General features: G+C 67.1%; 19 protein-coding genes. 9 read left to right on the forward strand and 10 right to left on the reverse strand.

Annotation, left to right across the window (positions count from 1 at the left end):
• Positions 1–20 precede the first annotated feature (20 nt).
• The 8 genes from EJB06_RS28065 (at position 21) to EJB06_RS28100 (ending at position 7,510) form a co-directional block, all read left to right on the forward strand.
• Entirely contained in the window at positions 21–683 is a 663-nt protein-coding gene (locus EJB06_RS28065) for a DUF484 family protein (RefSeq protein ID WP_126077333.1), read from the forward strand.
• A 1-nt stretch (position 684) separates the two neighbouring features.
• A complete protein-coding gene (locus tag EJB06_RS28070) occupies positions 685–1,650 on the forward strand; it encodes a tyrosine recombinase XerC (RefSeq protein ID WP_126077334.1) in 966 nt (321 codons plus the stop codon).
• A gap of 141 nt (positions 1,651–1,791) precedes the next feature.
• The gene (locus EJB06_RS28075) at positions 1,792–2,847 is read left to right on the forward strand and encodes a CobW family GTP-binding protein (protein ID WP_126077335.1); all 1,056 of its coding nucleotides are present in this window, start codon (positions 1,792–1,794) and stop codon (positions 2,845–2,847) included.
• Positions 2,848–3,045: 198 nt separating this feature from the next.
• Positions 3,046–3,498 carry an RNA polymerase-binding protein DksA gene (gene dksA / locus EJB06_RS28080; RefSeq protein ID WP_126077336.1) on the forward strand — a complete coding sequence of 151 codons (453 nt, stop codon included), beginning with the start codon at positions 3,046–3,048 and terminating at the stop codon, positions 3,496–3,498.
• A gap of 284 nt (positions 3,499–3,782) precedes the next feature.
• Positions 3,783–5,111 carry an STAS domain-containing protein gene (locus tag EJB06_RS28085; protein ID WP_126077337.1) on the forward strand — a complete coding sequence of 443 codons (1,329 nt, stop codon included), beginning with the start codon at positions 3,783–3,785 and terminating at the stop codon, positions 5,109–5,111.
• A gap of 285 nt (positions 5,112–5,396) precedes the next feature.
• A complete protein-coding gene (gene hslV, locus EJB06_RS28090) occupies positions 5,397–5,933 on the forward strand; it encodes an ATP-dependent protease subunit HslV (protein ID WP_126077338.1) in 537 nt (178 codons plus the stop codon).
• Between the two features lie 23 nt (positions 5,934–5,956).
• The gene (gene hslU, locus EJB06_RS28095) at positions 5,957–7,297 is read left to right on the forward strand and encodes an ATP-dependent protease ATPase subunit HslU (RefSeq protein WP_198420938.1); all 1,341 of its coding nucleotides are present in this window, start codon (positions 5,957–5,959) and stop codon (positions 7,295–7,297) included.
• 12 nt (positions 7,298–7,309) lie between these two features.
• On the forward strand, positions 7,310–7,510 hold the full coding sequence (locus EJB06_RS28100) for a hypothetical protein (RefSeq protein ID WP_054265693.1): 201 nt from the start codon (positions 7,310–7,312) through the stop codon (positions 7,508–7,510).
• 197 nt (positions 7,511–7,707) lie between these two features.
• On the opposite strand, the gene EJB06_RS28105 is transcribed toward EJB06_RS28100, so the two are convergent.
• Positions 7,708–8,283, reverse strand: a complete 576-nt coding sequence (locus tag EJB06_RS28105) for an outer membrane beta-barrel protein (protein WP_164558059.1) — start codon at positions 8,281–8,283, stop codon at positions 7,708–7,710.
• 143 nt (positions 8,284–8,426) lie between these two features.
• On the opposite strand from EJB06_RS28105, the gene EJB06_RS28110 reads away from it, so the two are divergent.
• Entirely contained in the window at positions 8,427–9,161 is a 735-nt protein-coding gene (locus tag EJB06_RS28110) for a helix-turn-helix domain-containing protein (RefSeq protein ID WP_126077340.1), read from the forward strand.
• Positions 9,162–9,191: 30 nt separating this feature from the next.
• On the opposite strand, the gene EJB06_RS28115 is transcribed toward EJB06_RS28110, so the two are convergent.
• From EJB06_RS28115 to gspL, 9 genes are all read right to left on the reverse strand, one after another.
• On the reverse strand, positions 9,192–9,614 hold the full coding sequence (locus EJB06_RS28115) for a PH domain-containing protein (RefSeq protein ID WP_126077341.1): 423 nt from the start codon (positions 9,612–9,614) through the stop codon (positions 9,192–9,194).
• 164 nt (positions 9,615–9,778) lie between these two features.
• Positions 9,779–12,028 carry a patatin-like phospholipase family protein gene (locus tag EJB06_RS28120; RefSeq protein WP_126077342.1) on the reverse strand — a complete coding sequence of 750 codons (2,250 nt, stop codon included), beginning with the start codon at positions 12,026–12,028 and terminating at the stop codon, positions 9,779–9,781.
• Positions 12,029–12,035: 7 nt separating this feature from the next.
• Entirely contained in the window at positions 12,036–12,644 is a 609-nt protein-coding gene (locus EJB06_RS28125) for a type II secretion system protein N (protein ID WP_126077343.1), read from the reverse strand.
• Between the two features lie 11 nt (positions 12,645–12,655).
• Complete coding sequence (gene gspF / locus EJB06_RS28130; protein ID WP_126077344.1) at positions 12,656–13,876, reverse strand: type II secretion system inner membrane protein GspF; 1,221 nt, start codon at positions 13,874–13,876, stop codon at positions 12,656–12,658.
• 10 nt (positions 13,877–13,886) lie between these two features.
• Positions 13,887–15,332: a type II secretion system ATPase GspE gene (gene gspE / locus EJB06_RS28135; RefSeq protein WP_126077345.1), complete on the reverse strand. Its 1,446-nt coding sequence runs from the start codon at positions 15,330–15,332 to the stop codon at positions 13,887–13,889.
• Between the two features lie 25 nt (positions 15,333–15,357).
• Positions 15,358–17,607: a type II secretion system secretin GspD gene (gene gspD / locus EJB06_RS28140; protein WP_126077346.1), complete on the reverse strand. Its 2,250-nt coding sequence runs from the start codon at positions 17,605–17,607 to the stop codon at positions 15,358–15,360.
• On the reverse strand, positions 17,607–18,386 hold the full coding sequence (gene gspN, locus EJB06_RS28145) for a type II secretion system protein N (protein ID WP_126077347.1): 780 nt from the start codon (positions 18,384–18,386) through the stop codon (positions 17,607–17,609). The genes gspD and gspN overlap by 1 nt, the downstream gene beginning before the upstream one ends.
• The gene (locus EJB06_RS28150) at positions 18,383–18,904 is read right to left on the reverse strand and encodes a type II secretion system protein M (protein WP_126077348.1); all 522 of its coding nucleotides are present in this window, start codon (positions 18,902–18,904) and stop codon (positions 18,383–18,385) included. The genes gspN and EJB06_RS28150 overlap by 4 nt, the downstream gene beginning before the upstream one ends.
• Positions 18,901–20,118, reverse strand: a complete 1,218-nt coding sequence (gene gspL / locus EJB06_RS28155) for a type II secretion system protein GspL (RefSeq protein ID WP_229427330.1) — start codon at positions 20,116–20,118, stop codon at positions 18,901–18,903. Before gspL ends, EJB06_RS28150 begins: the two co-directional genes overlap by 4 nt.
• Position 20,119 lies beyond the last annotated feature (1 nt).

Below are 20,119 nucleotides of genomic sequence, written 5' to 3' on the forward strand. Positions count from 1 at the left end.
GATTTCAAGCAAAGACTCACATGACCGCCACACTGGACTCCACCGCCGTCGCCGACTACCTGGCCGACCATCCGACCTTTTTCCAGGAACACGCCAACCTGCTGGGCGAGGTCAAGCTGTCCAGCCCGCTGACCGGCAAGGCCGTGTCGCTGCAGGAACGCCAGATGGAAGTCATGCGCGATAAATACAAGGCGCTCGAACTGCGCATGGCGGACCTGATCCGCCTGGCCGAAGCGAACGCCGCCATCGCCAACAAGTTCCACGGCTGGACCCAGGCCCTGCTCAAGGCGCGCCACGACAGCGACATGCCGCGCGCCCTGGTCGATGGCCTGGCCACCCATTTCGGCGTGCCGCAAGCGACCCTGCGCCTGTGGCAGCTGGCCCCGGCGCACGCCGGCAACTGGTACGTCAACGGCGTGTCGGAAGATGCGCGCCTGTTCGCCAACAGCCTGCTGGCGCCTTACTGCGGCAGCAACCACGACTTCGAAGCGGTGCGCTGGCTGGCCGACGCGGCGGCGGTGCAGTCGACCGTGATTCTGCCGCTGCGCAGCAACGGCAGCGCCTTCGGCCTGCTGATCCTCGGTTCGCCCGATCCGGAACGCTTCACCGCCAGCATGGGCACCGACTTCCTGGTCCACATCGGCGAAACCGCCAGCGCCGCGCTGGCCGCCCTGCGCGCCTGAGATGCACAGCCAGGGCGCGAGCGCGGGCGAGCACGACGCCACCGACTGGGTCGGGCGCTATCTCGCGCAGCTGGCCACCCAGCGCCAGCTCTCGCCGCACACCATCGACGCCTACCGGCGCGACCTGCAACAATTGCAGACCCTGGCCAAGGGCATGCCCTGGCAACAGATGCGCCAGGCCGACATCCGCCGCCTGACCGCGATCCTGCACAGCCAGGAGCTGGGACCGCGCTCGATCGCCCGCAAGCTGTCGAGCTGGCGCGGCTTTTTCGGCTGGCTGGCGGAGCACATCACCCTGGCCGCCAACCCCACCGACGGCGTGCGCGCCCCCAAGCGCCCGGCCCCGCTGCCGAAAGCGCTGGCGGTGGACGATGCGGTGCAGCTGGTGGCGAGCGCACCGCCCGGCCGCAGCACCCTCACCTCCGCCGAGCTGTGCAACCGCGCCATGTTCGAGCTGCTGTATTCGAGCGGCTTGCGGGTGGCCGAACTGGCCGGGCTCGACGTGACCTATCACAAGGGCGGCGAAGGCCAGGCGCCGTCGCTGGGCTGGATCGATATGGCCTCGGGCGACGTGCTGGTCACCGGCAAGGGCAACAAGATGCGCACGGTGCCGGTCGGCAGCCACGCGCGCGCCGCGCTGGCGGCCTGGCTGGCGGTGCGCCCGCCGCCGGCCGACGGCGGCAACGCCCTGTTCCTGTCCGAACGCGGCACGCGCGTGTCGCCGCGCGTGGTGCAATTGCGCCTGAAACAGCATGCGATCGATGCCGGCACCCCGGTGCACGTGCATCCGCACATGCTGCGCCACTCCTTCGCCTCGCACGTGCTGCAATCGTCGGGCGACCTGCGCGCGGTGCAGGACATGCTGGGCCACGCCAGCATCACCTCGACCCAGGTCTACACCGCACTCGACTTCCAGCACCTGGCGGCCGTGTACGACCAGGCGCACCCGCGCGCCAAGGCGAAATAGGAAGCAAAAACGGGGCCGCAAACGCCCGCGCGGCATGATCCGCATCAAGCCGCATGGCGGTAGTTGGAAGCAATTGGCGAAATCCGGCATAATCGCTCGATTATTCGCCCGCTCCCGGGCAGCACACTGATTGACGACAACATGGCCCTCATTCCCAGCACCATCCTGACCGGCTTCCTCGGCGCCGGCAAAACCACGCTCCTCAATCGCATCCTGCAGGAAGATCACGGGCTGAAGATTGCCGTCATCGAAAACGAATTCGGCCAGGAAAACATCGACAACGAGATCCTGGTGCAGGACAGCAGCGAGCAGATCGTCGAAATGAACAACGGCTGCATCTGCTGCACCGTGCGCGGCGACCTGATCGTGGCGCTTTCCAATCTCGCGCAAAAGCGCGAAGCGGGCGAGCTGCAGTTCGACCGCATCATCATCGAAACCACCGGCCTGGCCAATCCGGGCCCGGTGGCGCAGACCTTCTTCATGGACGAGGAAGTGGGCGTGCACTACATGCTCGACGCGGTGCTGACCGTGGTCGACGCGCGCCACGCCATGACCCAGCTCGACGAGTACGAGGAAGCCCAGCGCCAGGTCGGCTTTGCCGACAAGCTGCTCATTTCCAAGACCGACCTGGTCGATGCCGCCCAGCTCGACGCGCTCAAGGCGCGCCTGCGGCGCATCAACCCGCGCGCGCCGATCAGCCAGGTCGACTTCGGCCGCGCCCCGCTGGCCGAGGTGCTCGACATCCGCGGCTTCAACCTCAACGACAAGCTGGACATCGACCCCGACTTCCTCAAGGCCGAGGAAGCGCACGGCCACGATCACGATCACGTGCACACCGACGCCTGCCGCCACGAGCACGGGCACGACCACGACCATAATCACCACCATGGCCGCCACAGCGACGACATCGCCGCCTTCGTGTTCAGGAGCGCGCGCCCCTTCGACCCGGCCAAGCTCGACGAATTCCTGGCCAGCCTGGTCAATGTCTTCGGTCCGCGCATGCTGCGCTACAAGGGCGTGCTGCTGATGCAGGGCGCCGAGCGCAAGGTGGTATTCCAGGGCGTGCACCAGATGATGGGCAGCGATCTGGGCGCAAAATGGGGCGAAAACGAGGAACGTGGCAGCAAAATGGTTTTTATTGGCAAAAATTTACCAAAAGATGTCTTTGTCAGCGGTTTGGAACAATGTTTGGTATAAACTATCCGGGTTTTAAGATGCCCGCTTTAGCGCACCGGCAGTAAATAGGTATCCAGGTGCGGAAACAGACGAACAAGGCGGCAGTTCAGCAAGCCGTCAAGGTAGGCGCTTCGGGCGCAGGCATCGCCGCTTTACCGGTGCCGCGCCCGGGTTAGCTGATAAAATGAAACCACCGTCGTATCGAAGGTAAGTGAAGTCATGACTAAAACAACTAAATCGACCCCCGCCGTCAATACAGAAGGCCATCTCATCTCGGAAGAAGAAATCCGGGCCATGGGTGAGAAGGACTATATGAATCCGGCGCAGTTGGCGTTTTTCAAGGCGCGTTTGCAGCAGCTCGAAAAAGACTTGCTCAAGAACGCAGGCGAGACCACCGAGCACCTGCGCGAAACCGTGCTGGTGCCCGATCCGGCCGACCGCGCCACGATCGAAGAAGAACACGCGCTCGAACTGCGCACGCGCGACCGCGAGCGCAAGCTGCTGAAAAAGGTGCAGCAGTCGATCGCCGCCATCGACGCGGGCGACTACGGCTGGTGCGAAGAGACGGGCGAACCGATCGGCATTCCGCGCCTGATCGCGCGCCCGACCGCGACCCTCTCGCTCGAAGCGCAGCAGCGCCGCGAGCTGAAACAAAAACTGTACGGCGATTGAGTATCGCCGCACGCCGACTCCGAAGAAGCATGCGGGTTCGCCCCCGCATGCTTTTTTGTTTTGCCGCTCCCGCCAATCCCACTCAAAGTTTGCCTATCGGCTACACTATGCTGGCATGTCCAGGGTGGCCGGCGGCATGGGCGGCTGGCGCCGGCCGGGCCGGCATGCTACCGTGCGGCTTGGTACGGCGTGTGCGGCAATGGATTCAGGCAGGGCGCCTGGCGCACGCGATGCGCCAAGTGCGGTTGGCGCAGTGCGCAGCGTAGAACGAGACAGGGAACGACGTGGGTATCTTCTCCATCTTCAACAAGAAGAAAACTGATCAGCCTGGCGGCAAGAATGCGCCGGACTCGCGCCTGCGCGTCGGCGAACCGTCGCGCCTGGCCGCCGACACCGATGCCGACCGCGCGCGCCAGCGCGAGATCGCGCGCGCCACGGCGGCCAAGATCGACGCCATCGAATCGGCCATGTCGAACGACATCTTCAACACGCCCGAACCGGCCTGGGGCAGCGGCCCGCGCAAGGCCAAGACGGCGGCCGACGGCGGCGCGCCCGACACCCTGCCGATGCTGGAACTGGCCACCACCGAATTGCTGGCCGACGAAGACTTGCCGGACGCGCCGGTGCCGGCCCAGACCGCGCCCGTCATCGAAGAAATCGCCATCATGTTCGCCAACGACCAGATGGCCGTCACCGAACACATGCTGCTCGATAACCTTGCCGAGCTGGGCAAGGACGACCGCACCATCTGGTGGATGCTGTTCGACCTCTACCAGGTCGGCGGACGCCAGGATGACTTCGACAATATTGCAATCGATTACGCGAGCCGCTTCGAAACCTCGCCGCCCTCGTGGTCGCCGCCGCTCATGCCGCCCGGTATGGAAGAGCGCACCTTCGCCGGCGTCACCCCGACCGAAGTCTTCAGTGGCGTGCTGGACGGCGAAGTCGCGCCGCGCCTGGAACGCCTGTTGCAGCGCGCCAGCGAAAACCCGGTGCTGCGCCTCGAATTCGCGCGCATCCAGAGCGTCACCCCGGACGGTTGCGCCCTGCTGCTGGAAACCATGAACCGCCTGCGCGCCAGCGAGCGCGAGCTGATCGTGGCCGGCGCCGCCGAACTGGCCGAGCTGGTTCACTCGACCATCGAAATCGGCAAGCGCGACGCCAGCGAAGCGCCCTGGCTGCTGCTGCTGGCCCTGTTCCAGCTGCTCGACCGCGAAAAGGACTTCGAAGAAACGGCGATGGATTACTGCGTCACCTACGAGGTCTCGCCGCCGTCCTTCGAACCGTCGCTGAGCACCGCCACCTCGGTCAGCATCCTGCACACGCCGCCGGCCACCGAAGGCTTCATGCTGCCCTCGGTCATCGACGGCGCGACCACGGCCCTGTTCCAGGCCATCGACGCGTATGCCGCCGACAGCGCCGAAACGGTGCTGTTCGACTGCTCGCGCCTGGCGCGGGTCGACTACGCCGCCGCCGCCGCCCTGCTCAACCGCTTGCGCCCGATCGCGGCCGAGAAAAAAATCGAGCTGCGCGAATTGAACCATTTGGTCGCCGCACTGTTCAAACTACTGGGCTTCACGGAAGTGGCCAAGCTGTTCCCGCACAGGTACTGACCTTCGCTATCGGCCCCGCTTGCCGTTGATGACGGCAGTCGAGAAGAGCGCCGACCCTGACGCGGTCTTCCCCGCCAGGGCGGAGATCCATCGCACGGCAAGTCAGCGCTGCCATGGATCCTTGCCGTCGCCGGGAGGACGGCCCTTGATTCGAGGGCATTGCCATCAGGGCGCGCCTGCCGCTAGCTGTCTTGCAATTTTCGTGAGCATCCCCATTTCTGGGAGGCATGCAGCCGCGCGGGAACCGACCCCGGCCGGCCGCTCCATCACTGAGAGGCAACGATAATGGAACAATTTCACGGCACCACCATCCTGTGCGTACGGCGCGGCAAGCAAGTTGCGCTCGGCGGCGATGGCCAGGTCACACTCGGCAACATCGTCATGAAGGGCACGGCCCGCAAGGTGCGCAAGCTGTACCAGGGCAAAGTGCTGTGCGGCTTCGCCGGCGGCACCGCCGACGCCTTCACCCTGCTCGACCGCTTCGAAGGCAAGCTCGAAAAGCACCAGGGCAACCTGCTGCGCGCCTCGGTGGAACTGGCCAAGGACTGGCGCACCGACCGCGTGCTGCGCCGCCTGGAAGCGATGCTGCTGGTGGCCGACCATGAATCGACCCTGGTCATCACCGGCAATGGCGACGTGCTCGAACCCGAAGACGGCGTCGGCGCCATCGGTTCCGGCGGCACCTACGCCCAGTCGGCCGCCAAGGCCCTGCAAGAAAATACCGAGCTCTCGCCGGCCGAGATCGTCAAGAAATCGCTGACCATCGCCGGCCAGCTGTGCATCTACACGAATATGTCGCACATCATCGAAACACTGGATTAAGGGGAAGCACCATGCCAAGCACCATGAATATGACGCCCCGCGAGATCGTTTCGGAGCTCGACAAGCACGTGGTCGGCCAGGGCAAGGCCAAGCGCGCGGTCGCCATCGCCCTGCGCAACCGCTGGCGCCGCCAGCAGGTGGCCGAGCCGCTGCGCCACGAGATCACGCCCAAGAACATCCTGATGATCGGCCCGACCGGGGTCGGCAAGACCGAGATCGCGCGCCGCCTGGCCAAGCTGGCCGACGCGCCCTTCATCAAGATCGAAGCGACCAAGTTCACCGAAGTGGGCTACGTCGGGCGCGACGTCGACACCATCATCCGCGACCTGATCGATATCGGCATCAAGCAGACCCGCGCCAGCGAAATGAAAAAGGTGCGCCAGCGCGCCGAGGACGCGGCCGAAGACCGCATCATCGACATCCTGGTGCCGCCGGCGCGCGACTTCGGCTTCAACGTCACGCCGCAGCCGCCCGAGGCCAGGGAAGGCGAAGGCACGCGCCAGACCTTCCGCAAGCGCCTGCGCGAAGGCGAGCTGGACGACCGCGAAATCGAGCTCGAAGTGGCCGAGCCCGGTCCTCAGATGGAAATCATGGCCCCGCCCGGCATGGAAGAAATGACCGAGCAGATCAAGTCCATGTTTTCCGGCATCGGCGCGGCGCGCAAGAAGCCGCGCAAGATCAAGATCCGCGAAGCGATGAAGCTGCTGATCGACGAAGAAGCGGCCAAGCTGGTCAACGACGACGAGCTCAAGCAAAAGGCGATCGCCAACGTCGAGCAGAACGGCATCGTGTTCCTCGACGAGATAGACAAGATCGCCTCGCGCTCCGAAATGGGCGGGGCCGATGTCTCGCGCGCCGGCGTGCAGCGCGACCTGCTGCCGCTGGTCGAGGGCACCACGGTCAACACCAAGTACGGCATGATCCGCACCGACCACATCCTGTTCATCGCTTCGGGCGCCTTCCACCTGGCCAAGCCGTCGGACCTGATTCCCGAATTGCAGGGGCGCTTTCCGATCCGGGTCGAGCTCGAATCGCTGTCGATTGCCGATTTCGAATGCATCCTGACCTCGACCGACGCCTGCCTGACCAAGCAGTACGAAGCGCTGCTGGCGACCGAGGACGTCAAGGTCGCGTTCGCGCCGGACGGCATCACGCGCCTGGCCGAGATTGCGTTTTCGGTCAACGAGCGCACCGAGAACATCGGCGCGCGGCGTTTGTATACGGTGATGGAAAAACTGCTGGAGGAAGTCTCGTTTACCGCCAGCGAAACGGGCGGCAGCGTGGTGTCGATCGATGCGGCCTACGTCAACGAGCGCCTCGACAAACTGGCCGACAACGAAGACTTGTCGCGCTACGTGCTGTAAGGAGGACGCGCGATGGCGAACAAGGCACTGGCGACGCGGCAAAAGATGCGCATCACCGTCAAGCCGACGCAGCAGGTTGCCAAGGTGCGCAATCCGGTCGCCGTGGCAGCCAAGCTGCGCGCCGCCGGGCCGCACGCCAAGGGGCCGGCGCAGGAGCGCCAGGCGGCCAAGCGCGCGCTCAAGAAGGCCAAGCTGGAGCCGGAGCCCGATTGACGGTTGGCCGCACGGCAATCATTGTTATCGCCGCCGTCTTCAGGACCGTCGTTCGCGCCAAGGCCGCCCCGGCGCGAACGACAGTGCGGTAGTGGTAGTGCGATTGTGGTGATCGGCTTAGCTGCCAAGCAAGGATCAAGGGCCGCCAGCGGGCGCCCCGGCGGGCGCCCGCGATCAGGCCATCCTGTGTGCGCCGCCTAGAACTTGTAGGCCGCGCCGAACGTTAATAAATGCACATGCGTGCGTGCCAGCGCGCCGAATCCGGCCCTGAGCGCATCGTAGTCCGCCGTCAGCGACAGATGCTTGTCGAGCGCGTACGCCAGTCCCAAGCCCCCCGTGATCCCGGTCGAGCCGCTCGACGCCCCGCCGAACTTGCCCGACAGGCGCGTCAGCCCGGCCCGCGCATGCACCGACAGCGCATCCGTTTCGCGCGAACTGATGCGGTACGACAGCCCCGCTCCGCGCAGCGATGCCGCGCCGCGTTCGCGCGCCAGGCGCAGCGTGCCGCTGCGATAGCCCACCAGCTCGACCGAACTGGTCAGCTCGGAACCCTGCCACGCGCTGAACGGCGCAAAATTGAAACCGGCGAACACCTTGGCGCTGGCATTGTCCTGCCCCTTGCAGTCGGCACCAGCGCCGCAGTGCGCGCCGAACTGCATCCGCCCCGCCCCGCCGCCGACATAGATCGGACTGGTGTCGCCGTAGCTGGCGGCGCTGGCGGCATTGCTGCACAAGGTCAGCAGGATGGCGGCAAGCAGGGGGATTTTCGGCATCGGTTCACTTTCGCCCGGAGGCGTTTCTGGTATGAAGCCAGTGTCCCGCTTTTCCTCAAAAAGTCCTATCTGCTTGTGCGAAGCACCGAAATTCGGTACATTGAGTATCGAATCACTGTACATTTCGCCTTCAAAGGAATCGCATGAGCTCTCCTGAGCTGGTCATACAAGTGCTGCGCGCCGAACTGCGCGCGGCGGGCATCACCTACAAGGCCCTGGCCGGGCGCATCGGCATGAGCGAGTCGAGCGTCAAGCGCATGTTCGGCCAGAAAGACATGGCCCTGTCGCGCCTGGCGCAGATCTGCAAGGCGGCCGGGGTGCCGCTCGAAGACGTGCTGCGGCGCGCGGCCGACGCCCGTCCGCAGGCCGACACCCTGACCCCGACCCAGGAAAAGTCGCTGATGGCCAATCCGCGCCTGCTGCTGGTGGCCATCTGCTGCCTGGGCAACTGGACGCTCGACCAGATCATCGAAACCTACCGCCTGACCGAACCCGAGTGCATCGGCCTGATGGTCGAACTGGACCGCCTCGGCCTGATCGAACTCAAGCCCCTGAACCGCTACAGCATGCGCGTGTCGACCACCTTCCGCTGGCTGCCGGACGGGCCGGTGCAGCAGTATTTCCGCGAGAATGTGGTGGAGGATTATTTCAGCGGGCGCTTCGACGGCGCCGGCGAAACCTTGCTGTGCCTGCCGGCGCGCCTGTCCCTGGCCAGCTCGCGCGAATTGCTGCTCAAGATTCAGCAGCTGGCGGCCGAGCTGGCGCGCCTGCACCAGGCCGACCGGCGCCTGGCCAGCGACGAGCGCGACGGCGTGACCCTGCTGCTCGGCTTCCAGTCGTGGGAATCGAGCGCGTTTACCGCGCTGCGCCGCGCCTGAAGCGCGCCGGAGCCGGCGCGCTTCAGGCGATCACGCCGCTTTCTGGGCGGCCGCTTCCTGCGCATCGTTGAAGGCGCGGCGAAATGCCAGAGGATTCGAAATACCGGGAATCGGCGCCGATGGAATGCCGCCGCCGGCGATGGTCAGCGAACCGAAATCGAAAATGCGGCCGAGGATACCCTGGTTGACCTGGATACTCTCGATTTTTGCCATATTCAGTTCAATCGTGTTGCGGCTGATGAAGCCGAATTTGGCAATCACCCGCTTGTCGGTGATGGCCAGCTCGGTGGTCATGTAGCGGATCGCCGCGGCGATCCAGAAAAGCAGGCCCAGGCCGAAAAACGCGATCGTCAGAAAGCCGAGGATAATCAAGGGCAACAGCGACCAGGGGCTGATTTTTCCCTCGTACTTCACTTGCTCGCCGTTCGACAGGGAATTGCTGATATATGACATGTGCATCCTTTGTAGTAGGTACTCCGAAGATTCGAAATAATCTACAGGAAATATTTACATTCAGCAATTAGATTTCCCATTGGCACGACATAAACTGTGTGCAAAAGTAACAGTGTGCTTTTGCTAAACAGTCTGCGCCGCCCGCAGGCGCGCGGCGCGGCCGCTTACCAGATCGGCCCGAGGAACAGATAGGCGGTGCCGGCGCCGTGGATGGTCTTGCCGGCGCCCACGTACACCGGGCCGAAGCGCGTATCGACCGACAGGAAGCCGCTGACGGCCTGCTTGAAGGCGGCGTCGCGCTGCGGCGTCTTGCGGTCGAAGGCGCCGCCCGCTTCCAGCGAAAAACCGGCGCGCACGGTGCCGCCCAGGGTCACCGGCAAGGCGCCGATGCGGCGCGCCATCACCAGCCGCCCGAACGCGATGCGGTTGCCTTCGAACGATTCCGGCAGCGAACCGGACAAGCGCAGGAATCCCCCCAGGCTGAGCGGCGCGGCGCCGCTGCTGGAGATCGCGTATTCGCCGTACACATGGCCGGCCCAGTCGCGCGAGCGGAAGGCGCTCATGCCGAGCAGGGAAAACTGCGCCAGCGGCGCCGCCCCGCCGGCATCGGCGTTCGCATCGGCGCCGACGCCGGTCGCGGCCAGTTGCGCGTCGAGCAGGTTGCCGCGGCTGGGAAAGCCGAGCGAGTCGAGCGTATCGACCCGGTAGCGCAGGTATTGGTAGCTATTGGTCGCATGCTGGCCCGCCACGTCCTCGGGAATCACGGCGCGCGCGCCCAGGCGCTGCCTGACGATGCCCAACTGCACATCGCCCCAGCTCCCCAGTTCGCGTCCCACCATCAAGCGCGCCGAGCGCTGCGAATAGGCATAGCGCACCTGGCGCCGCCCTTCGCTGAAGACGTCGAGCGAGGTCGAGCCCAACTGGATCGAGGGCGCCACGTACCACGGCGAACCGGGGCCCAGCGGCTGGTGCAGCTGCATGCCGATGCCGCGCTCGTCGCCGATCTGGGCCGTGGTGCGCAGCTCGCCGCCCCACGGGTTCATCGAGGAGCGCACGTGCATCACTTTCAGGGCGAAGCGGTTGGCGTCGTCGAAGTCGCTGGCCAGCTCCAGGCCCACGCGCAGGCGGCTGTTGGCCCAGTCCGCTTCGGTGGCGCGGATCGCGACCGAACGCTGGCCGCCTTCGTCGTCGATATCGGTCTCGACCCGCTCCAGGTCGCCGCGTCCGTACAGGCTGTTGGCGGCGCGCCGCAGCTGCTCGCGCGTGCGCGTCTGCCCCAGCGCCAGGCCGGCCTGCACCTGCAGGATTTTCGGGTTGATGCGCCCGCTGCTCTCGACCTTGACCTCGGCCAGCGGCAGCGCCGTGTCCGACAGCGGCGGCGTGGCCAGGCGGTTGTTTTCGAACAGGGCGTAGTCGCTGGCGGGCAGGGCCAGCGCCGCCAGGCGCTGCGACAGTTCGCGCGCGGCCGACTCGCCGCCCTGGATCGCGTTGTCGATATTGCGGAAGTCGAGAAAACTGGTGCCGCTCAATTCCGGCGAGATCAGGATGTCGTTCGGGCCGAGTTCCTTGATCGAGCGCTGCACGTTCTGCTCGGTCAGGATGTTGATCATCTGCTGCGCCACGCCGAGCGCGCTGCCGAGGTTCTTTTCGGGCGCCAGCGGGGTGCCGACGTTGACGGCGATGATGATGTCGGCGCCCATCTTGCGCGCCAGGTCGATCGGCAGGTTGCGCACCAGGCCGCCGTCGACCACCAGGCGCTGGTTCACGCGCACCGGCGCGAACACGCCCGGCACCGCCAGCGAGGCGCGCATGGTCAAAAACAGCGGCGTGTCGACCAGGTCGACCAGGTCGCCGGTGACCAGGTCCGAGGCGACCGAGCGGAACGGCAGGCTGAGCTGGTTGACCGGGCGGTCGCGCGTGCCGGCCGGCAGCAGGCGCGCCAGCGCCAGTTCCAGCGCGGCGTTGCCGGCCGCGGCCGGCGGCAGCGAGATGCCGTCGCGGTGCAGGCCGAACTCGAGGCGCGAGGGCAGCAGCACGTCTTCGTCGCGGCGCCGGTATTGAAGGTCTTCGCGCGCCGGACGGTCGGCCACCACGCGGTCCCAGTCGGTGTGGCGCGCCATTTTTTCCAGGTCGGACACCGAGGAGCCGGCCGCGTAGGCGCCGCCGATCACGCTGCCCATGCTGGTGCCGACCACGATGTCGACCGGCACGCGCATGTCGCGCAGCACGCGCAGCACGCCGATGTGGGCAAAGCCGCGCGCGCCGCCGCCGGAGAGCACCAGGGCCACGCGCGGACGGGCCGGCACGGCGGCCGCCGCCTCGGCTGGCGGCGCCGGGGTCGGGGCCTGGGCCAGCGCGGCGCCCGCGTGCAGGCCCAGGGCGCAGGCCGCGGCCAGCACGCGCAATCGCTTCATGGCCGCCTTACTGGGTGGGCGGCTGGTTGCCGGGACTGACCACGGTGCGGCTCGGGGACGGCATCTGCTGCTGCGGCGGCATGCCCGGCGTCGGCGGCGGCACCGGCGACAATCCCTGCGACGGATCGGCGGGCGGATTCGGTGGCGGGTTCGACATATTGTTGTCGCCCGGCGGCGGCAGCGGCGCCGCGATCGGCATCGGCGGCGCCATCTCCGGGCCGGCCTTGGCGTCGGTGGCCAGTTCGATGCGCTTCTCGACGCCGCCTTCGGACAGGATCACGTAGCGCGGGAACACCGCGCTGACGGTCACGCCGGGCGCGACTTCCTTGCCCACCTTGAGCGCGCGCGGCGGCTGGCCGTCGGCCACCAGGATGGCGGCGCTGTCGCGCCCGGCCGAGACCACGCCGGTCAGCTGGTAATTGCTGACCACCACGGTGGCGGCCTGGCCGCCGAACAGGGTGGCGGCGGCGTCCGGCGCCGGCACCGGATCGGGCGCCACGGCGGCCGCCACGATGGGACGCTGCTCGCCCTGGAAGAACTGCATGACCCAGTACGCGATCGAGGCCGACAAGAGAACCACGGCGATCAGGCTGACAACTATTGGCATACGCTTCATTACATTCCTTTTTACCGCACCAGCTGATTGATTTCAATGATAGGCATCAGCACCGCGAGCACGATCAGCAGCACCACCACGCCCATGGCCAGGATCAGCACCGGTTCGAGCAGGCCGGCGATGGTCAGCGTGCGCCGTTCCAGGTCCTGCTGCTGCGAATTGGCGGCCCGTTCCAGCATGGCGGGCAGTTCGCCGGTGATCTCGCCGGCGCGGATCATGTGGATCAGCATCGGCGGAAAGTGCTTTTGCGCCGACAGCGCGCGCGCCAGGCTGACGCCTTCGCGCACGCTGGCGCTGGCCTGCTCGACCAGCTCCTTCATGGCCACGTTGGACAGGGTGTCGCGGCTGGTGTCGAGCGCGCGCAGGATCGGCACGCCCGAGCCGGTGGTGATCGCCAGGGTGCTGGCGAAGCGCGCCGTGTTCAGGCTGCGCTCGAATTTGCCGTAGACGGGCGCCGTCAGCAGCCAGGTGTGCCAGCGCCGCTTGAGGACCGGATTGCGCAGCGCGCGCCGCCACAGCCAGAAGGCGCCGACCAGCAGGATGCCGACGACGATGCCGTAGGCGCGCACGAAGTTCGACACGCCCAGCATCATGATGGTCAGCAGCGGCAGCTTTTGCTTGGTGTTGGCGAACACCGAAACGATCTGCGGCACCACGTAGGTGAGCAGGAAGATCACGATCGCGAACGCCACCACGGTGACGATGGCCGGATAGGTGAACGCCAGGCGCACCTTCTGCACCAGCGCGTTGCGCCGCTCGATGTAGTCGGCCAGGCGCGAGAGCACGCGCGCCAGGTGGCCGATCTGTTCGCCCGAGGCCACCAGCGCGCGGTAGATCTCGGCAAAGTCGCGCGGATGGCGCGAGAGCGCGTCCGAAAACGGCGAGCCGCCCATCACTTCCGAGCGGATCGAGGCCACCAGGTCGCGCACGTAGGGACGCTCGGCCTGTTCCAGCAAGGCCGTAAACGCCTGTTCCAGCGGCAGGCCGGCTTCCAGCAGGCTGGCCAGCTGGCGCGTAAACAGCGCCAGCTCGACCTGCGACAGGCGCTCGCCGAAGCCGCGGCTTTTCTCGGCGCCGGAAGCGTCCAGCTGGGCCGCGATGGCCTCGACCATCAGCGGCGTCAGGCCCTGCAGGCGCAGGTCGGCGCGCGCCGAACGGGCGCTGTCGGCGTTGACCACCCCCTTGCGGGTGCTGCCGTCGCCATCGACGGCTTCATAACGGAATGCGGGCATCGTTCTCGGCCTAGTCCTTGGTCACGCGCAGCAATTCGGCCTGCGTGGTGGTGCCGTTGTCGAGCCAGCGCTGGCCGTCTTCGCGCATGGTTTTCATGCCGCTGGCCTGGGCCGCCGCGCGGATCTCGGCTTCCGAGGCGCGGTTGTGGATCTGGGCGCTGATCTGGTCGTTGGTCTCGAGCAGTTCGTACACGCCGACCCGGCCGTGGTAACCGGTCTGGCCGCACTTCTCGCAGCCGACCGCCTTCCATTGCAGCATGCGGCCCTGCGGCGTTTCCACTTCGTCGCGCACCTTGCAGTGCTCGCACAGCTTGCGCACCAGGCGCTGCGCCATCACGCCCAGCAGGGACGAGGACAGCAGGAACGGTTCGATCCCCATGTCGAGCAGGCGCGTCACCGCAGCTGCCGCATCGTTGGTGTGCAGCGTCGCCAGCACCAGGTGGCCGGTGAGCGAGGCCTGGACCGCGATCTGCGCCGTTTCCAGGTCGCGGATCTCGCCGATCATGATCACGTCCGGATCCTGGCGCAGGATCGCGCGCAGGGCCTTGGCGAAGCTCATGTCGATGCGGGCGTTGACCTGGGTCTGGCCGACCCCGATCAGGTCGTACTCGATCGGGTCTTCCACGGTCAGGATATTGGTGGTCGAGGCGTTCAGGCGCGACAGGGCCGCGTACAGGGTGGTGGTCTTGCCGGAACCGGTCGGCCCGGTGACCAGCACGATCCCGTGCGGCTGGTTGATCAGTTCATCGAACTGCGGCAGCAGGCCGGGGCTCATGCCCAGGTGCGACAGGTCGAGGCGCCCGGCTTCCTTGTCGAGCAGACGCAATACGGCGCGTTCGCCATGCCCGGTCGGCAGGGTCGAGACGCGCACGTCGACCGGCTTGCCGCCCACGCGCAGGGTGATGCGGCCGTCCTGCGGCAGGCGCTTTTCGGCGATGTCGAGCTGCGCCATGATCTTGATGCGCGAGATCAGCGAGGCGTGGATGGCCTTGCGCGGACGGACCACGTCGCGCAGCGAACCGTCGATGCGAAAGCGCACCACCGAGGTCTGTTCGAACGGTTCGATGTGGATGTCGGAGGCGCCTTCGCGCAGCGATTGGGTCAGCAGCGCGTTGATCATGCGGATCACCGGCGCGTCGTCGGACGATTCGAGCAGGTCTTCGATGGCCGGCACGTCCTGCAGCAGCTTGGTCAGGTCGAGATCGGCGTCGAATTCGTCGGCCACCTGCGAGGCGTCGCCGCCGGCGCCGGCGTAGGAGCTGGCGATCGCCGCTTCCAGGTCGGCCCGCTCCATCGAGCGCAGGGCGATGCGCCCGAAGCGGCGCGAGACTTCGGCAATCGCCGCCGGCGCGGTGGCGCCGGAGACCCACACCTCGATCGGATGCTCGCCGTTGTCGGGCGAGCGCGCCAGCACGCCGAAGTCGCGCGCGAAAGCGTAAGGTAAAAGATTGCTCATCGCTGTATTGTCCGCTTCTTCTTTTTTACTTGGTCGCCGGGCGGTACATATTCACATCGGCCGGATTCAGGGGGGCCGGCGCGGTCAGGGGACGCTCGGTGCTGCTGCCCGGCGCCGGGGCCGGCGTGGCCGGGGCCGGAACCGGACGCGCCGGCACCGGCGCCATGGCGCCGCCCGCCGGCGGCTGGCCGCTGCTCAGTTGCGGCAGCACCGGGGTGCCGTAGTCGGGCATGACGATATTGTCCTTCGGTCCGCCCACGGCCTGGCCGGCCGAGCGCATGAAGTCGTAGCGGTCGGTGGCGATGGCATTGCTGTCTTCCTTGCTGCGCACGATCACCGGACGCAGGAACACCATCAGGTTGGTCTTGGTGCGGCCGCGCTTGCGGTACTTGAACAGGTTGCCGACCACGGGAATGTCGGCCAGGCCGCGCACGCGCTCTTCGTTATCGCTGGTATCGTCCTTGATCAGGCCGCCCAGCACGATGATCTGGCCGTCGTCGGCGATCACATTGTTTTCGATGATGCGCACGTTGGTGGTCACGCCCGAGGGCGCCGCCAGCGAGGACTGGTCGACGTTCGAGGTCTCGTGGTAGATCGCCATCTTGATGGTGCCGCCTTCGGAAATCTGCGGACGCACCTTGAGGGTCAGGCCGACGTCCTTGCGCTCGATGGTCTGGAAGGGGTTGCCGCCGGCCGCGCCGCCGGTGTTGGTGGTGAAGCTGCCGGTGATGATCGGCACGTTCTGGCCGACCTTGATGGTCGACAGTTCATTGTCGAGCGTGAGCATGTTCGGCGTCGACAGGATGTTGGCGTTGCCCGTGGTTTGCAGGGCGTGCGCGATCGCGCCCAGGCCCAGTTCGCCGGCGACCTGCTTGAAGATGCCGATCGACAGGCCGGCGCCCGGATTGGCGGCGGCCGCGCCGCCGCGCGCCAGCGCCAGGATGGCATTGTCGCCCGCCACCTTGGTCGAGTTCTGCAGGGCGCCGACCCGGTACTTGCTGTTTTCGGTGCCGGACAGGCCGAGCCACTGGACCCCGAATTCGGCCGCGTTTTCGGCATTGACTTCGACGATCAGCGATTCGATGTAGACCTGGGCGCGGCGCACGTCGAGCTGGTCGATGACGGCGCGCAGGTTGCGGTAGACCGCGTCCGGGGCGGTGATGATCAGGGTGTTGGTGGAGGCGTCGGCCTGGATGAAGCCGGCCCCGCTGCCGCCGCTGCCGCCGCCGGTCTGGCTCTGCTGGGCCATGCTGTTGCCGGCGCCGCTGTTCTGGTTGTTGCCGCCCATGGTGTTGTTGCCGCTGGCGCCGCCGCCGCTGGCCACGCTGCCGCCGGTGGTGCCCTGCTGCTGCTGGGGCAGGGCCGAGGAGTCGGACGAGACCACCGCGCGCAGGGTTTGCGCCAGCTTGGTGGCGTCGGCGTTCTTCAGGTAGACCACGTGCACGTTGCCGGCCTGCGAGGTCGGCTGGTCCAGCTTGGCGATCAGGGACTTGGCCAGGTTGGCGCGCGCCGGCGAGGGGGCGCGCAGCACCACCGCGTTGGTGCGCGGATCGGCCACCACGCTGATGCGGCCGGAGTCGCCGCCGGCGCTCGGTTCCATCAGCTTGTTGACCATGGTGGCCAGGTCGGAGGCGATCGCGTGGCGCACCGGAATCACGTCGAGGTCGGCCGCCACCGGGGCGTCCAGCGCGGCGACGATCTTGGCCAGGCGGCGCAGGTTGTCGGCGTAATCGGTGATGACCAGGCTGTTATTGCCCGGATTGGCCATGATCGAATTGTTGGGCGAAATGAGCGGACGCAGCACGGCGGTCAGGTTGGCCGCCGATTCGTGGCTCAGGTGGAAAATCTGGGTGGCGATCTGGTCGCCCTTGATTTTCGCGCCGCCCACGCCGACCTGGGTCGGCGACGATTGCAGCTTCGCTTCCGCTTCCGGCACCACCTTGGCGTAGCCGTCGCCGGTGACCACCGCATAGCCCTGCAGGCGCAGCGCCGAGGTCAAGAGGCCGAAGGCCTGGGCCTTGGTGACCGATTTTTCCGACACCACGGTCAGGGTGCCCTTGACGCGCGGATCGATGATGAAGGTCATGCCGGTATAGTGGCCGACCGCCTTGATGACCGATTCGATGTCGGCGCCGACGAAATTGAGGGCGGCCGAATCTTCCGGGGCCGCCAGCGCGGGGGCCGGGGCTCCCGCAACCGCGCAGCACAGCAGGACGCCGGCGGCAATGCGGCGCAACGCCGGGGAAGGGAAAGTGCTCAGTGACTGTTTTTTCATCATTTAAACTCTAAGGCGATAGTTTTCTTGCCGTCCACCATTCGGCGCTGGCCCAGTAAATTCAGGAGATTGCCCAGCGTTTCTTCATATCCATCGGCGGCCTGCGCCGTGCCGGAAAACTGGAAGCGGCCCTGATTCAGGCTGCCCTTTCCGGCCAATAACAAGGCACCGCGTTCGGTCTTCAAATTCAGTTGCGCCTGCTGACCCTGCCAATCCATGGTCATCTTGTAGCTGCCCAGCACCTTGATCGGGGCCATGCGCGAGCCCATCTCGTCCAGTTCCAGGGTGGTCACCCCATCGACCGCGATGGCCTTGCCGCCGTTCAGCGCGGCCAGGCCCAGGGTGGTCCACGACAGCCGCATCCGGCCCGACAGCGCCAGGGTGTTGAGCGGCGCGCCCAGGCCGGCCAGCCCTTCGGCCGGCAGCAGCAGCGCGGCCGGACTGACCTGCCACTGCGACCAGCTGCCGGACAGGCGCACCGGCTGGCTCAGGGCCTGCGGGTTCTCCAGCGTCATGTCGACCTGGCCCAGCAGCGCCATCGGCGACAGGGTCCAGGCGAAGCGTCCCGGCAGCAGCGGCGTGACCGCGCCGCCGGGTCCGGGCGCGCCGCCGATAAAGGCCGAGCCGCGCCAAAGCGTACCCTGCGCATCCCCCAGAGTCAAACGCCCGCCGGTCTGGCGCTCGACCACGTCGCCCAGCCAGGCGGCCGGCGCGAACGCCAGCACGGTGAGGGCCACGGCCAGCACGATCGCGCCCAACCATAGCACGGCGCGCATCATCGCGAACCCGCATCCGCGTTCTGGCGCAGGGTCAGGGTGGCGTCGACCTGGCCGGCCGGGGTCGAGGCCGTGATCGCCGCATCCAGCACGCCGATGCGGTTTTCCAGGCGCTGCGCTTCGAGCCAGGCGAACAGATTGGAAAAGGCCACGCCGGTCACCTGCAGCTTGGCGTACTCGCCGGTCATGCTGAGCGACTCGGGCTTGATCCCGCGCGCGGACAGGCTGGCGCCGAGCGTCTCGCGCGACATCGGCGTGACCTGGGGCGCGCTCTGGCCGGACAGTTCGGCGGCGGTCTTGGCCAGCGCTTCGAGCTGGGCCTTCTGCTGCTTGAGCAGGGGCAGTTCCTTGCGCAGGCGCGCGCTGCCTTCCAGCGCGGGCGCCAGGAACACGCCGTACACCAGCGCCAGCAGCACGATGGCGGCGCCGATGCCGAGGAACTTGCGCTCCTGCTCGGTGCGCGCCATCCAGTACAGCGCCAGTTTGTCCTTCAGGCCGCTCACGGCGGCGAGGGCGCTCATGGCTTGCCTCCCGCCGCGCGCAGCAGCAGGGTGTTGGCGGCGACTTCGCTGACCTCGAGCTTGTGCTTGCGCACGCCCGGCCCGAGGTTGGCGGCCAGGGCCGGATCGGCGCCCTCGGGCTTGAGCTTGACCGTCATGGCGCGCTCGCGGAAGGTGATCGAGGCCAGCTCGGGCTGCTTGCCCAGGGTACGCATGGCTTCGCCGAGGGCGGCGGCCTGGAAGGTGAATTCCTCGGGGCCGACCTGGCCCGAGGCGCCGCGCGCCTGGGCGATTTTTTGCTGCATCTGGCGTTCCAGGTTGTTACTGATGACCGTCTCCTTCGGATAGGCGGCGCGGAAGACCTGCACCATGCCCTGGCGCGTCTTGTCGGCTTCGCGCTTGAGGCGCAGCCATTGATAATTGATGCCGGCCAGGTTGACCGCCAGCACCAGCAGGGCCAGGCGCAGCGGCCACTTCCAGCGCTGCCAGTCGCGCGTCTTGGCGCCGGCCGCGCCCAGGCCCGGCACCAGGTCGAGGGCCGTGCTTTTCGAGCCGGCGATCCAGTGCGCCCAGTGTTCGGCTTCGAGCGTGACGGCCGGTCCCGCTTCGGCCAGCAGGGCCTGGTATTCGCCCAGCTGCGGCTCGGGCACGTACAGGGTCAGCGGCGTGTCGCCGGCCAGCGCGCGCACCGTTTGCAGGGCCAGCGCCGGGTCGCCCGCCAGCGCCAGGCCCAGGCCGTGGTACTGGCCGTGGCGGATGGTGATGCCGCCGCCATCGATGGCGGCCGAGGCATGGCCCGGCGCCAGCGGCAGGCACAGCTGGGCGGGAAAGGCCGCCACCGAGCGCGCGCCCATGGCCAGCAGGGAGCGCACCAGCGCTTCGAGCCAGGCGCGCTGGGCCACGGCGATCGGACGCAGTCCGTCCGCCGCCGACGCGGGCGCGGCCACCAGCACGCATTCTTCCGGGTCGCCCAGCACCTGTTCTTCGACCAGGTTGGGCAGCGCGCTGCGCAGGCGCGCGGCCGACAGCGGCGGCACCTTGACGTGCAGCAAAGTGACATCGGCCGCGGCCAGCAGCAGCACCACGCGCCGGCTCGACGCCACCAGGTCGGCCATGCCTTTCAGGACCCCGTCGCCCTGCTGGACCAGGGCGCCGCCGTCGGCGACCAGCGCGAAGCGGGCCAGCGCCCCTTCGCTGTCAGCCCTGGCCGGATGCCGGATATATAAAGTAGTCAAA

Origin of the sequence: Massilia atriviolacea (assembly GCF_003953935.1) — a bacterium.
Taxonomy (GTDB): Bacteria; Pseudomonadota; Gammaproteobacteria; order Burkholderiales; family Burkholderiaceae_D; genus Telluria_A; species Telluria_A atriviolacea.